General features: G+C 41.1%; 19 protein-coding genes. 9 read left to right on the forward strand and 10 right to left on the reverse strand.

The annotated features are described in order from the left end of the window. Positions 1-8: 8 nt before the first annotated feature. The 5 genes from lptE to ACH63V_RS00995 all read left to right on the forward strand — a co-directional run bounded on the left by lptE (position 9) and on the right by ACH63V_RS00995 (position 6,393). A complete protein-coding gene (lptE, locus tag ACH63V_RS00975; protein WP_134262251.1) occupies positions 9-518 on the forward strand; it encodes an LPS assembly lipoprotein LptE in 510 nt (169 codons plus the stop codon). A 20-nt stretch (positions 519-538) separates the two neighbouring features. Beyond that, positions 539-1,528 (forward strand): DNA polymerase III subunit delta, encoded by a 990-nt coding sequence (gene holA / locus ACH63V_RS00980; RefSeq protein WP_396462489.1) that lies wholly within the window; start codon positions 539-541, stop codon positions 1,526-1,528. Between the two features lie 107 nt (positions 1,529-1,635). Continuing rightward, positions 1,636-2,976 (forward strand): MacA family efflux pump subunit, encoded by a 1,341-nt coding sequence (locus ACH63V_RS00985; protein WP_263612919.1) that lies wholly within the window; start codon positions 1,636-1,638, stop codon positions 2,974-2,976. Positions 2,977-2,978: 2 nt separating this feature from the next. Then, positions 2,979-4,973 carry a MacB family efflux pump subunit gene (locus ACH63V_RS00990; RefSeq protein ID WP_396462490.1) on the forward strand — a complete coding sequence of 665 codons (1,995 nt, stop codon included), beginning with the start codon at positions 2,979-2,981 and terminating at the stop codon, positions 4,971-4,973. A 22-nt stretch (positions 4,974-4,995) separates the two neighbouring features. Continuing rightward, entirely contained in the window at positions 4,996-6,393 is a 1,398-nt protein-coding gene (locus ACH63V_RS00995) for an efflux transporter outer membrane subunit (protein ID WP_396462546.1), read from the forward strand. Between the two features lie 69 nt (positions 6,394-6,462). Here the strand turns inward: ACH63V_RS00995 and ACH63V_RS01000 are convergent, their stop codons facing one another. The 3 genes from ACH63V_RS01000 to orn form a co-directional block, all read right to left on the reverse strand. Further along, a complete protein-coding gene (locus ACH63V_RS01000; protein WP_002027450.1) occupies positions 6,463-7,266 on the reverse strand; it encodes an enoyl-ACP reductase in 804 nt (267 codons plus the stop codon). A gap of 136 nt (positions 7,267-7,402) precedes the next feature. Continuing rightward, the gene (locus tag ACH63V_RS01005) at positions 7,403-8,134 is read right to left on the reverse strand and encodes a Bax inhibitor-1/YccA family protein (protein WP_002053496.1); all 732 of its coding nucleotides are present in this window, start codon (positions 8,132-8,134) and stop codon (positions 7,403-7,405) included. A 156-nt stretch (positions 8,135-8,290) separates the two neighbouring features. Then, positions 8,291-8,857 (reverse strand): oligoribonuclease, encoded by a 567-nt coding sequence (gene orn / locus ACH63V_RS01010; RefSeq protein ID WP_000099436.1) that lies wholly within the window; start codon positions 8,855-8,857, stop codon positions 8,291-8,293. A gap of 124 nt (positions 8,858-8,981) precedes the next feature. On the opposite strand from orn, the gene rsgA reads away from it, so the two are divergent. From rsgA to secB, 4 genes are all read left to right on the forward strand, one after another. Then, on the forward strand, positions 8,982-10,040 hold the full coding sequence (rsgA, locus tag ACH63V_RS01015; RefSeq protein WP_004883292.1) for a ribosome small subunit-dependent GTPase A: 1,059 nt from the start codon (positions 8,982-8,984) through the stop codon (positions 10,038-10,040). 97 nt (positions 10,041-10,137) lie between these two features. Beyond that, positions 10,138-10,554 (forward strand): rhodanese-like domain-containing protein, encoded by a 417-nt coding sequence (locus ACH63V_RS01020; RefSeq protein WP_000443006.1) that lies wholly within the window; start codon positions 10,138-10,140, stop codon positions 10,552-10,554. A gap of 11 nt (positions 10,555-10,565) precedes the next feature. Beyond that, complete coding sequence (grxC, locus tag ACH63V_RS01025; RefSeq protein WP_000729828.1) at positions 10,566-10,823, forward strand: glutaredoxin 3; 258 nt, start codon at positions 10,566-10,568, stop codon at positions 10,821-10,823. Between the two features lie 27 nt (positions 10,824-10,850). Continuing rightward, positions 10,851-11,309, forward strand: coding sequence for a protein-export chaperone SecB (gene secB / locus ACH63V_RS01030; protein WP_002053511.1), 459 nt, complete (start codon positions 10,851-10,853; stop codon positions 11,307-11,309). A 71-nt stretch (positions 11,310-11,380) separates the two neighbouring features. On the opposite strand, the gene ACH63V_RS01035 is transcribed toward secB, so the two are convergent. The 7 genes from ACH63V_RS01035 to ACH63V_RS01065 are packed head-to-tail and all read right to left on the reverse strand — an operon-like array spanning position 11,381 to position 16,654. Then, positions 11,381-12,037: a 4'-phosphopantetheinyl transferase superfamily protein gene (locus ACH63V_RS01035; RefSeq protein ID WP_311069573.1), complete on the reverse strand. Its 657-nt coding sequence runs from the start codon at positions 12,035-12,037 to the stop codon at positions 11,381-11,383. Positions 12,038-12,063: 26 nt separating this feature from the next. Continuing rightward, the gene (locus ACH63V_RS01040) at positions 12,064-12,498 is read right to left on the reverse strand and encodes an excinuclease (protein ID WP_263612915.1); all 435 of its coding nucleotides are present in this window, start codon (positions 12,496-12,498) and stop codon (positions 12,064-12,066) included. 11 nt (positions 12,499-12,509) lie between these two features. Next, positions 12,510-13,736, reverse strand: a complete 1,227-nt coding sequence (locus ACH63V_RS01045; RefSeq protein WP_396462491.1) for a beta-ketoacyl-ACP synthase — start codon at positions 13,734-13,736, stop codon at positions 12,510-12,512. Beyond that, positions 13,736-14,461, reverse strand: coding sequence for a 3-ketoacyl-ACP reductase FabG2 (locus tag ACH63V_RS01050; RefSeq protein WP_151793694.1), 726 nt, complete (start codon positions 14,459-14,461; stop codon positions 13,736-13,738). The genes ACH63V_RS01045 and ACH63V_RS01050 overlap by 1 nt, the downstream gene beginning before the upstream one ends. A 23-nt stretch (positions 14,462-14,484) precedes the next feature. Then, positions 14,485-14,910 carry a 3-hydroxylacyl-ACP dehydratase gene (locus ACH63V_RS01055; protein ID WP_077162746.1) on the reverse strand — a complete coding sequence of 142 codons (426 nt, stop codon included), beginning with the start codon at positions 14,908-14,910 and terminating at the stop codon, positions 14,485-14,487. Further along, positions 14,907-16,112: a beta-ketoacyl-[acyl-carrier-protein] synthase family protein gene (locus ACH63V_RS01060; protein WP_396462492.1), complete on the reverse strand. Its 1,206-nt coding sequence runs from the start codon at positions 16,110-16,112 to the stop codon at positions 14,907-14,909. The genes ACH63V_RS01055 and ACH63V_RS01060 overlap by 4 nt, the downstream gene beginning before the upstream one ends. Then, on the reverse strand, positions 16,109-16,654 hold the full coding sequence (locus ACH63V_RS01065) for a DUF3261 domain-containing protein (protein ID WP_396462493.1): 546 nt from the start codon (positions 16,652-16,654) through the stop codon (positions 16,109-16,111). The genes ACH63V_RS01060 and ACH63V_RS01065 overlap by 4 nt, the downstream gene beginning before the upstream one ends. Between the last annotated feature and the right edge of the window lie 2 nt (positions 16,655-16,656).

The raw sequence follows: 16,656 nt of genomic DNA on the forward strand, positions 1-16,656 counted from the left end.
GATCAAGCATGCACTTAGCCCAACGTTTAGCCGCTGTTGTTTTAACCTTAGGCCTTAGTGCAGGCTTAGTCGGGTGTGGTTTTCATTTAAAAGGAACTAACCCGACTGCGACTCCACTTGTTTATAAAAAGTTAAGCCTTGAGTTACCGGCAAAAACCGATGACCTAGAAACACAATTAAAAGTGTATTTAGCTGCAAATGGCGTTCAGTTCAGCAATGACAATGATGCGTATGTTCTTCATGTTTTAGAGTACACACCGCGTCGTCAACTTCTAAATGGTAAGCTTACAGAAGTGTTATTACGCTTGACTGTGACTTTCCAAATTGAAGACCGTCAAGGTAATAAAATTACCGAGCCGCGTACTTTAACTGCATCTCGTAGTTATCAATACGACTTGGCAACGGTTAACACTGAGAACCAGCAAGAAGGTTACTTACAACGTATTGTGATTGATGACATTGCACAGCAAATTACTCGTCAAATTTCAGCAAACCGCTTACCAAAAGCTCAACCATAAGATTTATTTGTTCTTAAGTAATGAAACTTGACTATTTACAAGCTCTTAAACGCATTCCGGAAGCTCGGGGTGCGTGGATTCTGCATGGACAGGAACCATTACTTGAACAAAACTTATTAGATACTTTCCGCAAAAGCTGGCAGCAGCAAGACATTGAAAGACAGCGCTATGACATTAGTAGCGTGAGTGACTGGAAAAATGTTTTTAATGCACTGAACAGCTTGTCTTTATTTTCGCAGCAACTTGCGATTGAAGTTCATGGCAATATCAAGCCCGATGCAAATGGTCTAAAACAGCTTAAAAGCTATATTCAGCATAATGAAACTAACCTGCTGTTAATTGTTTTACCTAAACAAGACAGTAGTAGTTTAAAGTCTGCTTTTTTCCAAGTTGTCGAAGCTAACGGTGTTGTTGTTGCTTTGACTGCCAACTATCCGCAAGACCGTCAAAGAATTTTAACTGCTGAAGCAGAGAAGCTCGAAATTCAACTCGACAATGACGCTTGGCAGTGGCTCATGCAGCATCACGAGCACAATTTACTCGCTGCTAAAAATAGCTTGATGCGTGTACGTGATACTTTTCCGGACCAAAAGCTGATTCAAATTGAACAGCTATATGCATGTCTACAAGATCAGTCCCGTTACACCACTTACGACTTAAGCGATGCTTTATTAGAAGGTAATCTCGCGCAGTCGATTAAGATATTCCAGTATTTAATTGGTTCTGGTGAACCAGAAAGCCTAATCTTATGGACATTAAGTAAAGAAATGCGTTTACTCATGCAGTTGTTTGAACAACCGCATAATGCATTGCAGCTCGGTATTTGGAAAACCAAAGTTAGCTTATATCAGCAAGCGTTAAGAAGACTCAATCCACAGCAGTTTTTAGGTTGGTCTACTCTACTCTTGAAAATCGATGCGGCAATTAAAGGCATGTCTAATGAAAATGCCGAACATTTGATGCAACAGGCAATTGCCGAGTTGTGTGGGAAAACATTATTTATACAATAGAGCAGTCAAATCCTTTGCCTGCTTGATTGAAATATCATAAAAATTCACGTTTTATCCTCAATTGACTCTTATACTAATTAAAATTTTAGACTTTCTGACCTCTCGCCATGCCAAAAATAAAGCCAATTAAACTCGTTATTATTGTCGTCTGTATAGCCGTTATTGCTGTATTAGCTTGGAAGTTTTTAAAGCCTAAACAACAGCAGCCTCAATATATTACTGCCGAGGTAACTCGCGGAGATATTGAGAATAATGTACTTGCAACCGGTACGCTTGATGCAACCAAACTGATTAGTGTAGGTGCTCAGGTATCTGGTCAGGTTAAAAAGATGTATGTACAGCTTGGCGATCAGGTCAAACAAGGTCAACTCATTGCACAAATTGACTCGACTACCCAAGAGAACAGTTTAAAAACATCCGATGCCAATATTAAAAACTTAGAAGCACAGCGCCTTCAACAAGTAGCATCTTTAAATGAAAAACAACTTGAGTATCGTCGTCAGCAACAAATGTATGCTCAAGATGCAACACCTCGTGCAGATTTAGAGTCAGCTGAAGCTGCTTATAAAACCGCTCAGGCACAAGTTAAAGCATTAGATGCACAAATTGAGTCTGCAAAAGTTACGCGTTCAACAGCACAAACAAACATTGGCTATACACGTATTGTTGCGCCAACTGATGGTACGGTTGTTGCAATTGTGACTGAAGAAGGCCAAACCGTAAACGCGAACCAAAGTGCTCCAACGATCGTTAAAATTGCGAAACTGCAAAATATGACGATTAAAGCGCAGGTGAGTGAAGCCGATATTATGCGAGTAGAAAAAGGCCAACAGGTCTACTTCACTACTCTAGGCGATGACAGCAAGCGTTATGCGACTTTACGTCAGATTGAGCCAGCTCCAGATTCAATTTCTAGTGAATCAAACAGCACAACAAGTTCAACTAGCAGTTCAGCTGTTTACTACAACGCTTTATTTGACGTTCCAAATACAGATGGCAAATTGCGTATTGATATGACTGCTCAAGTTTATATCGTATTAGATTCAGCAAAAAATGCCTTATTGGTTCCATCTTCTGCCTTAAGTAGTAAACAGTTTTCTGGTCAAAGAAAACCTGGCCAAACAGCAGACAAAGCAAGCTCTACTCCAAGAGCAGAGCGAAAACATGAAGGTAATGGTGCTCGTTTAGAACGCTTAAATTTAACTCCTGAACAAAAGCAACTTATTGAACAAGGCAAAGCAACGCTTAGTGTCGTTCGTATTTTACAAGCAGACGGTACGACTAAACCAACGCAAATTTTGGTGGGTATTAACAACCGTGTAAATGCGCAAGTACTTGCCGGATTAAAACAAGGTGACCAAGTTGTGATTGCTGATAGTTCAGAAAACTCTGCTGCTTCTGCAAATAGTGGTAATAACCGTCGCCGTAGCGGTCCAATGGGAATGTAAGCATGACAAAACAAGCTTTGCTTGAAGTCAGCAATCTGGTCCGGGAATTCCCAGCTGGCGAAAGCACGATTCAAATTTTAAAAGGCATTGACCTGACCATTTATGAAGGCGAACTGGTTGCCATTGTCGGCCAGTCCGGCTCTGGTAAATCAACGCTCATGAATATTTTGGGCTGTCTGGACCGCCCAACAAGTGGTAGTTATAAGGTTAATGGTCAAGAAACCGGTAAGCTAGAACCCGACCAGTTAGCGCAGTTACGCCGCGAATATTTTGGGTTTATTTTCCAGCGTTATCATTTACTCGGTGACTTATCTGCTGAAGGTAACGTTGAAGTTCCAGCTGTTTATGCAGGTGTTACACCTTCAGACCGTAAACAGCGTGCAACTGCCCTACTCACTGAGTTAGGTCTGGGTACTAAAACCCAGAACAGACCAAGCCAACTTTCCGGTGGTCAACAGCAACGTGTTTCGATTGCCCGCGCCTTAATGAATGGCGGCGATGTAATCTTAGCCGACGAACCAACAGGAGCACTCGACTCACATAGTGGTGTTGAGGTTATGCGAATTTTGCGTGAACTCAATGCGGCTGGTCACACCATTATTTTGGTTACACACGATATGCAAGTTGCAAAAAATGCAACACGTATTATCGAAATTAGTGACGGCGAAATTATTAGTGACCGTCCTAATGTTCCAGACCAATCTATAGAAGAAGTTAAATCTGACCCAGATGCAGCCCCTGCTCTACAAAATAAGCAGAAAAAAGGCAAAAGTATTTCAGCTTGGCGTTCAACTTTAGACCGCTTATCTGAAGCATTCCAAATGGCTTTACTGTCCATGAATGCCCACCGTATGCGTACCTTTTTAACCATGCTTGGGATCATTATTGGTATTGCATCTGTCGTAACGGTGGTAGCATTGGGTAATGGTTCACAAAAGCAGATTTTGGAAAATATTAGTGGCCTCGGTACTAACACAATTACAGTATTCCAAGGTCGTGGTTTTGGTGACAATTCCAAAACAGCCAATTTTAAAACGCTGGTGCCTGCCGATGCCGATGCATTAATGACGCAGCCTTATGTGAGTGCGGTCAGCCCAATGGTCAGCACATCCAAGACTATGCGTTATCAACAAAATGAAGCAAATGCGACCATTAATGGCGTAAGTAACGATTTCTTTGATGTCAAAGGTCTGGTTTTCAAAGATGGTCAAACCTTTGACCAGCGTAGTGTGCGAGATCGTTCGCAAGATGTAGTCATTGATACCAATACTCAAAAACAATTCTTTAGTGATGGCACTAACCCAATTGGGCAAGTGGTATTACTAGGTAGTGTGCCAGCTCGTATTATCGGCATTGTAGAACCTCAGACCAGCGGAATGGGGTCAGATGACACACTCAACGTGTATATGCCATATACCACGGTCATGAGCCGTATGTTAGGGCAAGCGCATGTCCGTAATATTGTCGTACGTATTAATGATAAATACTCGACCAGTGCTGCTGAAAACGCCATTGTTAACTTATTAACACAGCGCCACGGTGCCCAAGATATTTTCACCATGAACAGTGACAGTATCCGACAAACCATTGAGAAAACCACAAGTACTATGACCCTCTTAGTATCAGCAATTGCTGTCATTTCTTTGGTGGTTGGTGGTATCGGTGTAATGAATATTATGTTGGTTTCGGTGACTGAACGTACTCAAGAAATTGGGGTGCGTATGGCTGTCGGCGCTCGACAAAGTGATATTTTGCAGCAGTTCCTAATCGAAGCAATTTTAGTGTGTTTAATTGGTGGTGTACTCGGCGTATTACTTTCTCTGGGTCTAGGACAGCTCATTAACAAAGTGGCCGCAGGTAATTTCGCAGTGGCATACTCAACGACTTCTATTGTAGCTGCATTTGTTTGCTCAACATTAATTGGTGTCGTATTCGGTTTCTTGCCTGCTAAAAATGCCGCAAAACTCGACCCTGTTGCAGCACTATCACGAGAATAAGGAAAATTGCATGTCTTTTTCAATGACTAAACTTAGCGCAGCACTTCTCCTCATCAGTTCTCTTGTGGGATGTGCAGCGATGGTTAAAACACCTTACCAAGCCCCTTCTGTACAGGTTCCGGGTAGCTTTCAGTACGACAACCCAACTAAAACGAAAACTGTATCAGTTGCACAATACTCTGACCGTTGGTGGACACTTTTTAACGATGCGCAGCTCAACCAGCTTGTAAACAACGTATTAGAACGTAATAGCGATTTGGCTGTTGCAGGTATTACCTTAAAGCAAGCTCGCTTGAAAGCTGATTTAACTGCAAATCAACAAGGCTTGCGTACCAGTTCAAATGTTTCTACAGGTCATAGTTTCGATTTAAATTCAGGCGATGATAGTGCTAAAGGACTATCCTTAAGTGCAGGTGTAAGTTATGAACTTGATTTGTTTGGCAAGCTTGCTCGTCAAACTGAAGCAAGTAAATGGGAAGCTTTAGCGACTGAACAAGACTTACAGTCTACAGGGCAAAGTCTAATTGCCACTACAGCGAAACTCTACTGGCAACTGGGCTATTTAAATGAACGTTATGCAACTGCGCAGCAAAGCTTAACCACTTCACAAAAGCTTTATCAGTTAGTTCAAACCCAATATAAAGCAGGTGCAGTTTCAGGCTTAGACCTTACGCAAGCCGAGCAGTCTGTTCAAAGCCAAAAAGCAAGTTTAAGCCAAATTGAGCAACAGCTTGTTGAAACACGTACAGCCATTGCCGTGTTATTGCATGAGCCTGTACAGCAACTCAATATTCAAGAGCCACAGCGTTTACCACGTACAGCGCTGCCTGCTATTGGTGCGGGTTTACCAGCGGATATTTTGTCACGTCGCCCAGACTTGCAAGCAGCTGAGCTTCGCTTGAGAAAAGCATTAGCAACCAAAGATGCGACTAAAGCAAGCTACTATCCGTCAATTAGCTTAACCAGTAGTTTAGGTTCAAGCAGTACATCTTTAACGGAGTTATTACGTAACCCTGCCCTCACGCTTGGGGCGAGTTTGAGTTTACCGTTTTTGCAATATAACGATATGAAAAAAGATATCGCAATTAGCAACCTTGATTATGAAAAAGCGATTATTCAATATCGCCAAACGCTTTATCAGGCTTTTGCTGATGTAGAAAACGCGTTATCAAGCCGCACTGAGCTCGACAAACAAGTAGAGCTGCAACAACATAATGTTGAACTTGCAGAAAAAACCGAACGTTTAACCGAAGTGCGCTACCGTTATGGTGCTGTTGCATTAAAAACACTTCTTGATGCCCAGCAAACTACACGTACTGCAAGATTGAGCCTTGTTGAAACCAAACAAAGCCAATACAACGCTTATGTCACCCTTATGCAGGCATTAGGTGGTTCACCTGTAAAAGAACTGCCGCAATAACTTGCGCCCAGTAAAAAAGCCGTAGTCCTTCAACTACGGCTTTTTTTATGTCTGAATAAATTTTAAAACTTATTCATCATCCATCATAGATTGGCTCATACCTACAGTATTGAAACCAGCATCTACATATAGAATTTCACCAGTAATACCTGAAGCCCAAGGTGAGCATAGGAATAACGCTGCGTTACCCACTTCTTCAATAGTTACGTTACGTTTTAATGGTGCAACTTTTTCGTTAGCATCTAACATCTTACGGAAAGATTTAATACCAGAAGCAGCTAAAGTACGGATTGGACCCGCAGAAATCGCGTTTACGCGGATACCATCAACACCTAAGCTTGATGCCAAGTAACGAACACCAGCTTCTAAAGATGCTTTCGCCATACCCATTACGTTGTAGTTAGGCATAACGCGCTCAGAACCTTGGTAAGTCAAAGTTAATAAACAACCTTGGCGAGCTTGTAATAAAGGTTTTGCAGCACGTGCCATTGCAACAAAGCTGTATGCGCTAATGTCATGAGCAATTTTAAAACCGTCACGGTCAGTCACGTCAGTGAAGTCACCGTCAAGCGTGTGTGCAGGTGCAAAGCCGATTGAGTGCACAACACCGTCTACGCCATCCCAATGTTTTGCAAGTTCCGCAAATGCATTATCAATTTCAGCATCAACGGCAACATCACATGGAAACACAAGCTTAGAACCGAATTGCTCAGCAAACTCATCTACACGTTTTTTTAATTTTTCGTTTGGATAAGTAAATGCAAGCTCAGCACCTTCACGGTGTAATGCTTGTGCAATACCATAAGCAATTGATAATTTACTAGCAACGCCTGCAATCAAAAAGCGTTTACCTGCTAAAAGTCCTTGTGTCATGCCGATCTCACTCAAAACAATTTTCAGCATAATGCCAATATTCAACGTTTTTCGAAATTGCATAATGCATCTTTTTTCAAAAATCGCACGAAAAAAAATCGCCCCTATGCAGGAGCGACTTTTTATAATCTAAATTTTAGTCGTCAGACAATAAGCCAAGTAGACGTAAGAACGAGATATACATCCAGACTAAAGTTGCAAGCAACGCAATACCACACAACCATTCCATGAATTTCGGAGCACGGTATGCTGCGTTGGTTTCGATCAGGTCAAAATCTAAGATCAGGTTAAGTGAAGCAATGACTGCAACAAATGCAGCAAAACCAATTCCTAACCAGTTACTTTCAAAAATATAAGGAATGCTTGAACCAAATGCTAAACGCATAACCATCTGCACGATAAATACAATAAAGATCGCCAAAGATGCAGAGATCACAACTGATTTGAATTTTTCAGTTGCGCGGATAATTTGGAACTTATAGAGACCAAACATCACCAAAGTAGTGACGAAGGTTGCCAATAAAGCTTGAAGAGGAACGCCCGGATATTTCAACTGGAACGTAAACGAAATACCGCCAATAAATGCTCCTTCAAATAAAGCATAAGGAATTGCTAAAGTTGGCGCAGTCGTTGGTTTAAACGTTGTGATTAAAGCTAGAACCAAGCCACCAATTGCACCCACAATTGAAGCTGCGTAAGCAATACCAACATTTGCAGTAAAGGCTGCATAGAAAAATAAAGCGACACCCACTGCGGCAGCAATGATGGTCAACATCACAGATTTTTGAATCGCACCTTGCACGGTCATCGGTTGACTGTAGTCACTGACCGTTTCAACACGGGTCAGTATCGGGTTATTACTTTGCATAAATGCTCTCTTTTTATAATAAATAAACTTAAAACATCATTTTAAGCAAAATGAATATGAAAGCCAAATTAGCCCTTGGCATTATTGTAACAATGTCCTTTAAACAATAAAAAAGGAGGCTACTGCCCCCTTTTCATTTTCACTTGAACAACGTCATTAATCTTTACCATCAGTATTCATAATGAAAAAGTATTCGCGGTAATACTTAAGTTCAGAAATTGAGTCACGAATGTCATCCATCGCCAAATGTGATGCATTCTTTTTCAGACCACTCATAATTTCAGGGCGCCAGCGTTTTGAGAGCTCTTTTACCGTAGATACATCAAGATTACGATAGTGGAAGTACTGCTCAAGCTCAGGCATAAGACGATGTAAGAAACGGCGATCCTGACAAATCGAGTTACCACACATTGGAGAAACTTTTGGATTAACCCATTTTTTTAGGAATTCTAAAGTCTGTAACTCAGCATCACGGGCCGTCAACTTACTACGACGAACTCGTTCAATTAAACCTGACTGGCCATGCTGACGAGTGTTCCACTCATCCATTGCATTTAAAATACGATCAGGTTGATGAATAGCCAAAACCGGACCTTCGGCAAGTACATTTAAATGATCATCTGTAATAATTGTTGCGATTTCAATAATCTGGTCGTTGTCGGTATCTAAACCGGTCATTTCCAGATCAATCCAAATTAATCGTGTATTTAAAGTACTGCTCATGTATGTACGTTCTAAAATGCCGTAAAAACATCAATAGTAGCAAATTTCTTGCTTCTGCGCTGTAATTCCATACCAGCTTCGTGCTATTTTTGCGGTCTTCAAACAATGGTTTTTTGGGATATGAATGGCTCTAATTCGTAAGCGTCGTTTAACTGAGCAACAGCAACGCCGTATTGAAAAACAGCATAAAACTCGCCAAGAAGAAGTCGATACTTCACAAGATCTAGATGGGCTGGTTGTACAACACTATGGCCGTCAACTTGAAGTACAGGCACTTTCTGTACCCGAGCATCACCCAGAAAAACCTCAAGTTGCCGAAGGCGAACCAGAACCATTTTGGAAACCGATTGAATTAAAAAGTATTTGGCGTTGCCACACGCGTACAAATCTTGAATTACTGGTCACGGGTGACCGAGTGAAGTGGCAAGCAGACCCTAACACAGGCTTAGGGATTATTACTGCAATTCACCCACGTACTTCACTGCTTACTCGTCCAGATCGCTATCACAAAGTAAAACCTGTGGCAGCCAATATCAGTTTAATCGTTATTGTTTTTGCGCCGCTTCCAGAACCAGCACCGACTCTGATTGACCGCTACTTAGTAGCATGTGCAGATGCAAATATTCCTGCCCTTTTAGTGCTGAATAAATCGGATTTACTGACTGAAAATGACCCGATTCTCGACATGCTTAAAGAGTATGAAGATTTAGGTTATGAGAGCTTGATTTGTCATTCTAAAGGCGATATTTCAGCATTGTCTCAACGACTTGATGGTGAAACCGTCGCTTTTGTCGGTCAGTCAGGGGTTGGTAAAAGCTCACTTATTAATGTGCTTATTCCAGATGCCGAGCAGAAAACCAATATCATTTCTGAAAACTCTGCACTTGGCCAACACACAACAACCTCTACGCGTTTAATCAACTTTGGTAAAAATGGTGCCTTAATTGATTCGCCGGGAATTCGCGAGTTTGGGCTTTGGCATCTCGATTTAGAAAAAATTCGCATGGGTTTTCCTGAAATTGAAGCGCATTTAGGTTCATGTCAATTCCGTAATTGCACGCATACTCATGAAAAGAATTGTGGTTTAAAACAGGCTGTTGAAGCAGGTGAAATTTTGCCACGACGCTTAGATAGCTTCTTACGTTTAATCGATGAGATTCAAGAAGCGCAGCAAAAAAACTAATTTTCTACCCCTTTTGCCCTTGAAGTGGTGATTTTGATCACCATCTATATACGCTATACTCTAGGTCAATTTTGTTTTTAATTTTTTTAGGTGACTTGTGGAACGCTGGTTAGAGTTTATGGGGAATCACCCCATTTTGTTTGGTACACTCGGAGTCTTGATCGTATTGTTCTTCATTTTTGAAGGTCAACGTAACGGTCGTAAAATTTCTCCACAGTCGCTTGGTATTTTAGTGAAAGCGAAAAATGCTCTTTTGATTGACTTACGCGATAGCAAAGACTTCCGCGAGGGTCACATTAGTGGTAGCCGCAATATTCCTTATAGCCAAATTGCAAGTCATGCTGATGAATTAAAAGCAAGTGACCGTCCATTGGTATTTATCTGTAACCTAGGGCAAGTTGCTGGTAGCGCTTTGCAAAAAGTTGCTCACCATGACAGCTATCGCCTTGATGGTGGTATCAGTAACTGGAAAGCTCAAGGCTTACCTCTCGTTAAAAGCAAACCAAAAGCTTAAGGAGAATTGTTATGGCAGCAAATGTCATTGTTTACTCAACTTCTGTATGCCCGTATTGCGTTCGCGCGAAACAATTACTTGAGCGTAAAGGTGTTGCTTACAAAGAAGTAAATCTTTCTGTTGAAGCACCAGAAGTACGTGCTGAATTAATGCAACGTACAAACCACCGTACTGTTCCACAAATTTTTATTAATGATCAGTTTATCGGTGGTTTTGACCAACTTTATGCTTTAGAGCGTGAAGGTAAACTCGACGAATTATTGGCTTAACATCGCATCCATATTAAGGAAAAAACAATGAGCGAAGAACAACAAGTTCAACCACAATTAGCTTTAGAGCGTATTTATACAAAAGATATTTCTTTTGAGGTTCCAGGGGCACAAGTTTTTACTAAACAATGGCAACCTGAACTTAACATCAATCTTTCTTCTGCTGCTGAAAAGATTGACCCAACTCATTTTGAAGTATCTTTAAAAGTTGTGGTTCAAGCCAATAACGACAATGAAACAGCGTTCATCGTAGATGTAACTCAATCTGGTATTTTCTTAATCGATAACATCGAAGAAGACCGCTTACCTTACATTTTGGGTGCATACTGCCCGAACATTTTGTTCCCGTTCTTACGTGAAGCTGTAAACGACTTAGTTACTAAGGGTAGCTTCCCACAATTACTTCTTACTCCAATCAACTTTGATGCAGAGTTCGAAGCAAATATGGAACGTGCTCAAGCTGCTGCTGTTGAAGGTCAAGCTTAATTTTATAGCTTGCTCTAAACTGAAAAAACCGCGTAATTCGCGGTTTTTTTATATGTGCTATTTGGCTCACCCTATCCTTCAAGTGAATGAAGCTGAATAGAAGGGAACTGAAACCCACGGCAAGACTGCTCTGAACGCCATGCGACCGTTAAAATCATGTTACCTAAAACAAAATTTTGATAAGCAAACGTTCCAATAAGTTCATGCGAACATAATCCGCCATGATTGGTGGGGTGTGCTTGAGTGTTTAACGTATTTAAATCTAAACGTATACCAAGGCCTGATGCTTTTAAAACAGCTTCTTTAGTGGTCCAGACTTTAAACCAATACTCTCTATCTTGTTCTAGACTTTGCCATGTTGCATATTCATCAGGGTGAAAAGCATGTTGTGCCAAACTATCTAAACGTACTTTACGGTCAAGTTCTTCAACATCTATACCAATATCTTTAACTCGCTCACTTAGCGCTAAAGCATAATATTGTTGGCTATGTGAATGGTTAAAATGCAACGTATGATTTAACAAATAAGGTTTGCCATACTCATGTTTCGCAAATACCAAATCTGTTGGGGTTACATTTAGCTTTTGAGCTAATAGTTTATTTTTAATATGTTGTATTTGCTGCTTTTTATAATCGTTAAATGTACGAAAATCAGGGAAGTCTTGTTTGGACTTTAAAAGAAGTTGAGATAATGCCTGTGTATAAACTTCTATAATATGCTCAGACATTATCTCTACCCTATTTACCAAATAAATTAAAATTTAACGATGTCGCCTTTAAGCGTTACGCCAGCCATCATTGTGCCTTTATAACAGTCATAAGTCGTCGTACTACGTGTTTCATTTGACTTAAAATAACTCACAATATTGGTCACTGCATTTGCACCTTGTGCTTTAGCATTGTTTTGCATTTGAATAAGCGCTGAACGTAAAACCCAATCACATGAATCTTCTGCTGATTTAGCAAAACCATTGGTCTTTTTATTAGTTACCACATCTTTTTGAATGACTTTACCGCCCGACTTTGTACCACTTAAATAAAATTTTACAGAGCCATCCAAAGTTCCATCTGCTACGGCACGGTCTACAGCTTCTTTAAAGTTTAAATGATGTACTTCATCAGCAGCCTGAACGGTAGCAGTAAAACCAGCACTCAGCATTGCTACCAATAAAATTTTCTTATTTAACATTGTTGTGTTCCTTATTGTTTAACACGTTTAAAAATAAGTGAAGTATTAATCCCACCAAAAGCAAAATTGTTGCTCATAATAATATCTGCATCGAGTACTTTAGGCTGCTGAACGATATAATCCAGATCTCCACAAAGCGGGTCAATTTCATCTAGATTTAATGTCGGAATAAAGCAATTACGGTTCATCATTTCAATACTGAGCCAAGCTTCAATAGCGCCACATGCCCCCAGCGTATGTCCAAAATAACTTTTTAATGAACTAATTGGCTTACGTCCTAAAACTTTTGCTGTCGCCTGACTTTCTGCTACATCCCCCTGATCGGTCGATGTGCCATGTGCATTTACATAACCAATATCACTAGCCTGCAAAGATGCATCTTTAAGCGCTAACTCCATACAACGCCCCATCATCTCAGCATCAGGTTTAGTTACATGCTGGCCATCAGTATTGCTTCCATATCCAATAAGTTCAGCATAGATATGTGCACCGCGGGCTTTAGCATGTTCGTATTCTTCCAGAATTAAACAGCCTGCTCCTTCCCCAATCACTAAACCATCTCGTTTTGCATCAAATGGACGTGGTGTTTTTTCTGGCTGATCATTCATATTACTTGTGGCAAATAGAACATCAAAAACAGCTGCGCCCGCAGCACTGAGCTCTTCTGCACCACCCGCAATCATGACCAGTTGTTTGCCATACTTAATTGCTTCATAAGCTTGACCAATGGCCATAGAGCCAGAAGTACAAGCACTAGACGTCGGTAAAGTTAAGCCTTTTAGGCCAAAATACACGGTCATGTTGACAGCACTTGTATGGGCCATCATACGTATATAAGTGGTTGCATTAATCTTACTCATGCTCTGATGAAGCAACATGCTTGCAAACTCACCTACAGCCTCTACGCTCCCCGCAGAAGAACCAAATGCAACACCTGTTTCACCACTGGACAAAATTTCGTGCCCAAGTAAACCAGCATTTTGCAAAGCTGTTTCAGCACATACCACAGACATGAGCGCAACACGGCCCATACCACGGGTCACTTTACGGTTAAAGTGCTTAGGAACATGAAATGTTTCGACTGGACCACCAAGCTTAGTCCGAAGGTCAACATACTGTTCCCATTCAGGCATATAGCGGATGCCACTTTTCGCTGCATTAAATTGAGAAAAAATTTCGTCGGAAGTTTCACCTAAAGAGGTAATCCCTGCCATTCCCGTCACAACAACGCGCTTCATCAGATGAGTCCCCCATTTACAGAGATCACCTGTCGGGTTACATAAGAGGCTTCATCTGAACATAAAAATTTCACTACGCTCGCCACTTCATCGACCTGTCCCATGCGTTGTAACGGAATCATTTTCAGTGCATGTTCTTTAACTTCATCGGTGACCATTTCGGTTTCAATCAGCCCCGGTGCAACACAGTTCACGGTAATTTTTCGCTTCGCCAACTCGAGTGCCAAGGCTTTGGTCGCACCAATTAAACCTGCTTTTGCAGCGCTATAGTTCACCTGACCACGGTTACCCATAATTCCAGAAACAGAAGATAAAGTGACAATACGCCCGCCCTTACGTAAATGAATCATTGGCATAATGAGCGGTTTTAAAACGTTATAGAAACCATCTAATGAGGTCGAAATCACTTCATCCCAGTCTTGATCGGTGAGTGCAGGAAAAGCACCATCATGGGTAAGCCCAGCATTGAGAACCACGCCATAAAAAGCACCATGCTGCTCGACATCTTGTTCTAAAATTTGCTGAACCGTACTGCGCTCATTTACATCAAACATTAAATAATGGCTATTTTGTCCTAATGCCTGAATCTCTTGTACGACTTGCTCGGCCTCTGCCTGACGCGAACGTGCATGTACCGTTACATCAAAACCAGCCTTTGCCAGTTGTAATGCAATCGCCTTCCCAATTCCTCGACTTGAACCCGTTACTAAAATTCGTCTTGTCACAATGTATTCCTAATTCTTTGTGGTTATTCAAATGGTGATTCTGTTGGCTCAAATACACTTAACGTTGCTTGAATGCAGTGTTCAGCATATTGAATTTCACAGGAAAATTGCCCAAGTCCTTCATGAAAATATTGTTGTTCTATTTGAATGATCAATCGAGAACCCAAGGCGAAATAAGGAATAGGTAAATGTAATTTACGTGTTCCCAATAAAAATCCGACTTTTGGTGCTTGTTTTGACTGTTGACCTTGCCAACCTGAATAAGCACTAATGGTTTGCGCCATAATTTCAATGCTTGCCCATGTCGGTAAACCTTCTGCTTCACAAAACATAAGCTCAGGTGTAATGGTTAGCTCAGCTTGTGCTCGCCCTTCTGCAACCTCAGTTAAATGGTCTATAAACACCATTGGTTGCTCATGAGGAATATATTGAATTGCCTCCAGTTTCATTCGGGCTTCACTCCAAAAACAAGACTAATATTACTTCCCCCAAAAGCAAAAGAATTACTCATCACATAACGGACGGGCTGTTTTAGTTCGGCATTTTGCACATATTTTTGGTCAGCCAAATCCGGATCAATCTCAACATTTCGATGCAATGGTAGCCAGCTTTGATCTTTTAAAACCTGCTCACAAATAAATGCTTCTATAGCACCCGCAGCACCAAGACAATGTCCAGTTTTATGCTTGGTACTACTTAAAGCAACTTGATAATCGCCAAAGACTTGTCGTACAGCTTTTATTTCCATGGCATCGTTTTGTGGAGTTGCAGTTCCATGAAGATTTAAATATCCAATATCTTGTGCAGATATATTTGCCATCTCCAATGCGCGCTCCATTGCGATCGCAGCACCTTTACCTTCCGGATGCGGAGCAGAAATATGCCATGCATCCATTGATTCTCCCGCACCCATTAACATGACAGGTGTTTGTTCTTTAGTGAGTAAAAAGAAGGCTGCGGCTTCACCAATATTAATACCATCACGTCCAGCCCCACATGGCTGACAAATATCGCTAGATAAACTCTCTAGGCTATTAAATCCATTGAGTGTGAGTTGGCACAAAGTATCGACACCACCTACTAGTACTGCATCAGCTAAATCGGCTTGTAGCAAACGCTGCCCAGCAGCCAATGCTTTAGCACTTGAGGAACAAGCGGTAGAGATAGTATATGCTGGCCCTTCCCAATTTAAATACTGTTGTAAGGCTTTTGCTAAACAACTCATTTCCTGACGTCGGTGAGAAATGAGTTGCTGAGTTTGCCCTTCAAAATATTGCTTAAGCAATAATTCACTATCAGAAATACCAGAGGTAGAGGTTCCAACCACAATCGCTAAACGTTTTGATGGAAACTTCTCTGTATAACTTTTTAGTTTGGTTTCAATTTTTGCTAAAGCAGTCAGAGCAAATCTTAAATTACGAGAATCGACAGACTGTAAAGCATCGGGCACACTCGAACACAATGAGTGCGTATATTGTCCCACCCAAACATTGCGATCAGCGATTAAATCATCACGCAAAGTCAAAGTTTGCTGCGGCTGTTGTAATGCTTGTTTGATTTGATCAGGTTCACAACCTAATGCAGATAAACCTACACTGAACTGTATGCCGACTGCCATTTGAGCAGAATTATTTATAGATGAAACGCTCATGGTGTACTGCTTTTTTGAGGCTGCAAGGTATTTTCAATCGAACTTAGCGTCATGCTATAAGGAACTTGTTGATTAAGTAACTCGATACTTCCCTGACCTTTCTTGATGTGTAATACAGGCTGTTTATCAATATAAATATCCTGATTATCAGCCTGTTGCTTCATTTCTACAGCTTGCTGTCCCAAGCTTGAAAATTTTGGGTAGGTCGCAAATAAAAGATCACGTACCACAAATTCAAAAGGTAATAAGCGCATTTGGTCAATACGCTGCTCTACATGAACTCGTTGCCCATCAAACTGTAATTTAAACAGCTGTTGTCCAGTCAAGCTCAAAGCGACCATATCCAGTACAGTTCCTTGCTGTTGCTGATAAAGCAAAAAACTAAAACTTTGCTTTTTCCACTGAACTTCAACCTGATCCTGTCTTTGATAAGCTTGAGTTTGCCATAAGGCACTTTGTAAACCTTTCGCATGTGGCATCACGTGGCAGCCCGTAAAACATAGGCAACTACCAAGTAATATCATCATCCATTTGCGCTGCATGC

Source organism: Acinetobacter sp. ABJ-A23_2, from assembly GCF_044538765.1.
In the GTDB taxonomy this organism is placed as follows: domain Bacteria; phylum Pseudomonadota; class Gammaproteobacteria; order Pseudomonadales; family Moraxellaceae; genus Acinetobacter; species Acinetobacter nosocomialis_A.

Bases quoted from the DNA above. Each gene is read 5' to 3' on its own strand.
- ACH63V_RS01040 (WP_263612915.1), bottom strand. From the start codon at position 12,498: ATGTTAAATAAGAAAATTTTATTGGTAGCAATGCTGAGTGCTGGTTTT.
- orn (WP_000099436.1), bottom strand. From the start codon at position 8,857: ATGAGCAGTACTTTAAATACACGATTAATTTGGATTGATCTGGAAATG.
- grxC (WP_000729828.1), top strand. From the start codon at position 10,566: ATGGCAGCAAATGTCATTGTTTACTCAACTTCTGTATGCCCGTATTGC.
- ACH63V_RS01000 (WP_002027450.1), bottom strand. From the start codon at position 7,266: ATGACACAAGGACTTTTAGCAGGTAAACGCTTTTTGATTGCAGGCGTT.
- ACH63V_RS01005 (WP_002053496.1), bottom strand. From the start codon at position 8,134: ATGCAAAGTAATAACCCGATACTGACCCGTGTTGAAACGGTCAGTGAC.
- holA (WP_396462489.1), top strand. From the start codon at position 539: ATGAAACTTGACTATTTACAAGCTCTTAAACGCATTCCGGAAGCTCGG.
- ACH63V_RS01065 (WP_396462493.1), bottom strand. From the start codon at position 16,654: ATGCAGCGCAAATGGATGATGATATTACTTGGTAGTTGCCTATGTTTT.
- ACH63V_RS01055 (WP_077162746.1), bottom strand. From the start codon at position 14,910: ATGAAACTGGAGGCAATTCAATATATTCCTCATGAGCAACCAATGGTG.
- ACH63V_RS01035 (WP_311069573.1), bottom strand. From the start codon at position 12,037: ATGTCTGAGCATATTATAGAAGTTTATACACAGGCATTATCTCAACTT.
- ACH63V_RS01045 (WP_396462491.1), bottom strand. From the start codon at position 13,736: ATGAAGCGCGTTGTTGTGACGGGAATGGCAGGGATTACCTCTTTAGGT.
- secB (WP_002053511.1), top strand. From the start codon at position 10,851: ATGAGCGAAGAACAACAAGTTCAACCACAATTAGCTTTAGAGCGTATT.
- ACH63V_RS00990 (WP_396462490.1), top strand. From the start codon at position 2,979: ATGACAAAACAAGCTTTGCTTGAAGTCAGCAATCTGGTCCGGGAATTC.
- lptE (WP_134262251.1), top strand. From the start codon at position 9: ATGCACTTAGCCCAACGTTTAGCCGCTGTTGTTTTAACCTTAGGCCTT.
- ACH63V_RS00995 (WP_396462546.1), top strand. From the start codon at position 4,996: ATGACTAAACTTAGCGCAGCACTTCTCCTCATCAGTTCTCTTGTGGGA.
- ACH63V_RS01060 (WP_396462492.1), bottom strand. From the start codon at position 16,112: ATGAGCGTTTCATCTATAAATAATTCTGCTCAAATGGCAGTCGGCATA.
- rsgA (WP_004883292.1), top strand. From the start codon at position 8,982: ATGGCTCTAATTCGTAAGCGTCGTTTAACTGAGCAACAGCAACGCCGT.
- ACH63V_RS00985 (WP_263612919.1), top strand. From the start codon at position 1,636: ATGCCAAAAATAAAGCCAATTAAACTCGTTATTATTGTCGTCTGTATA.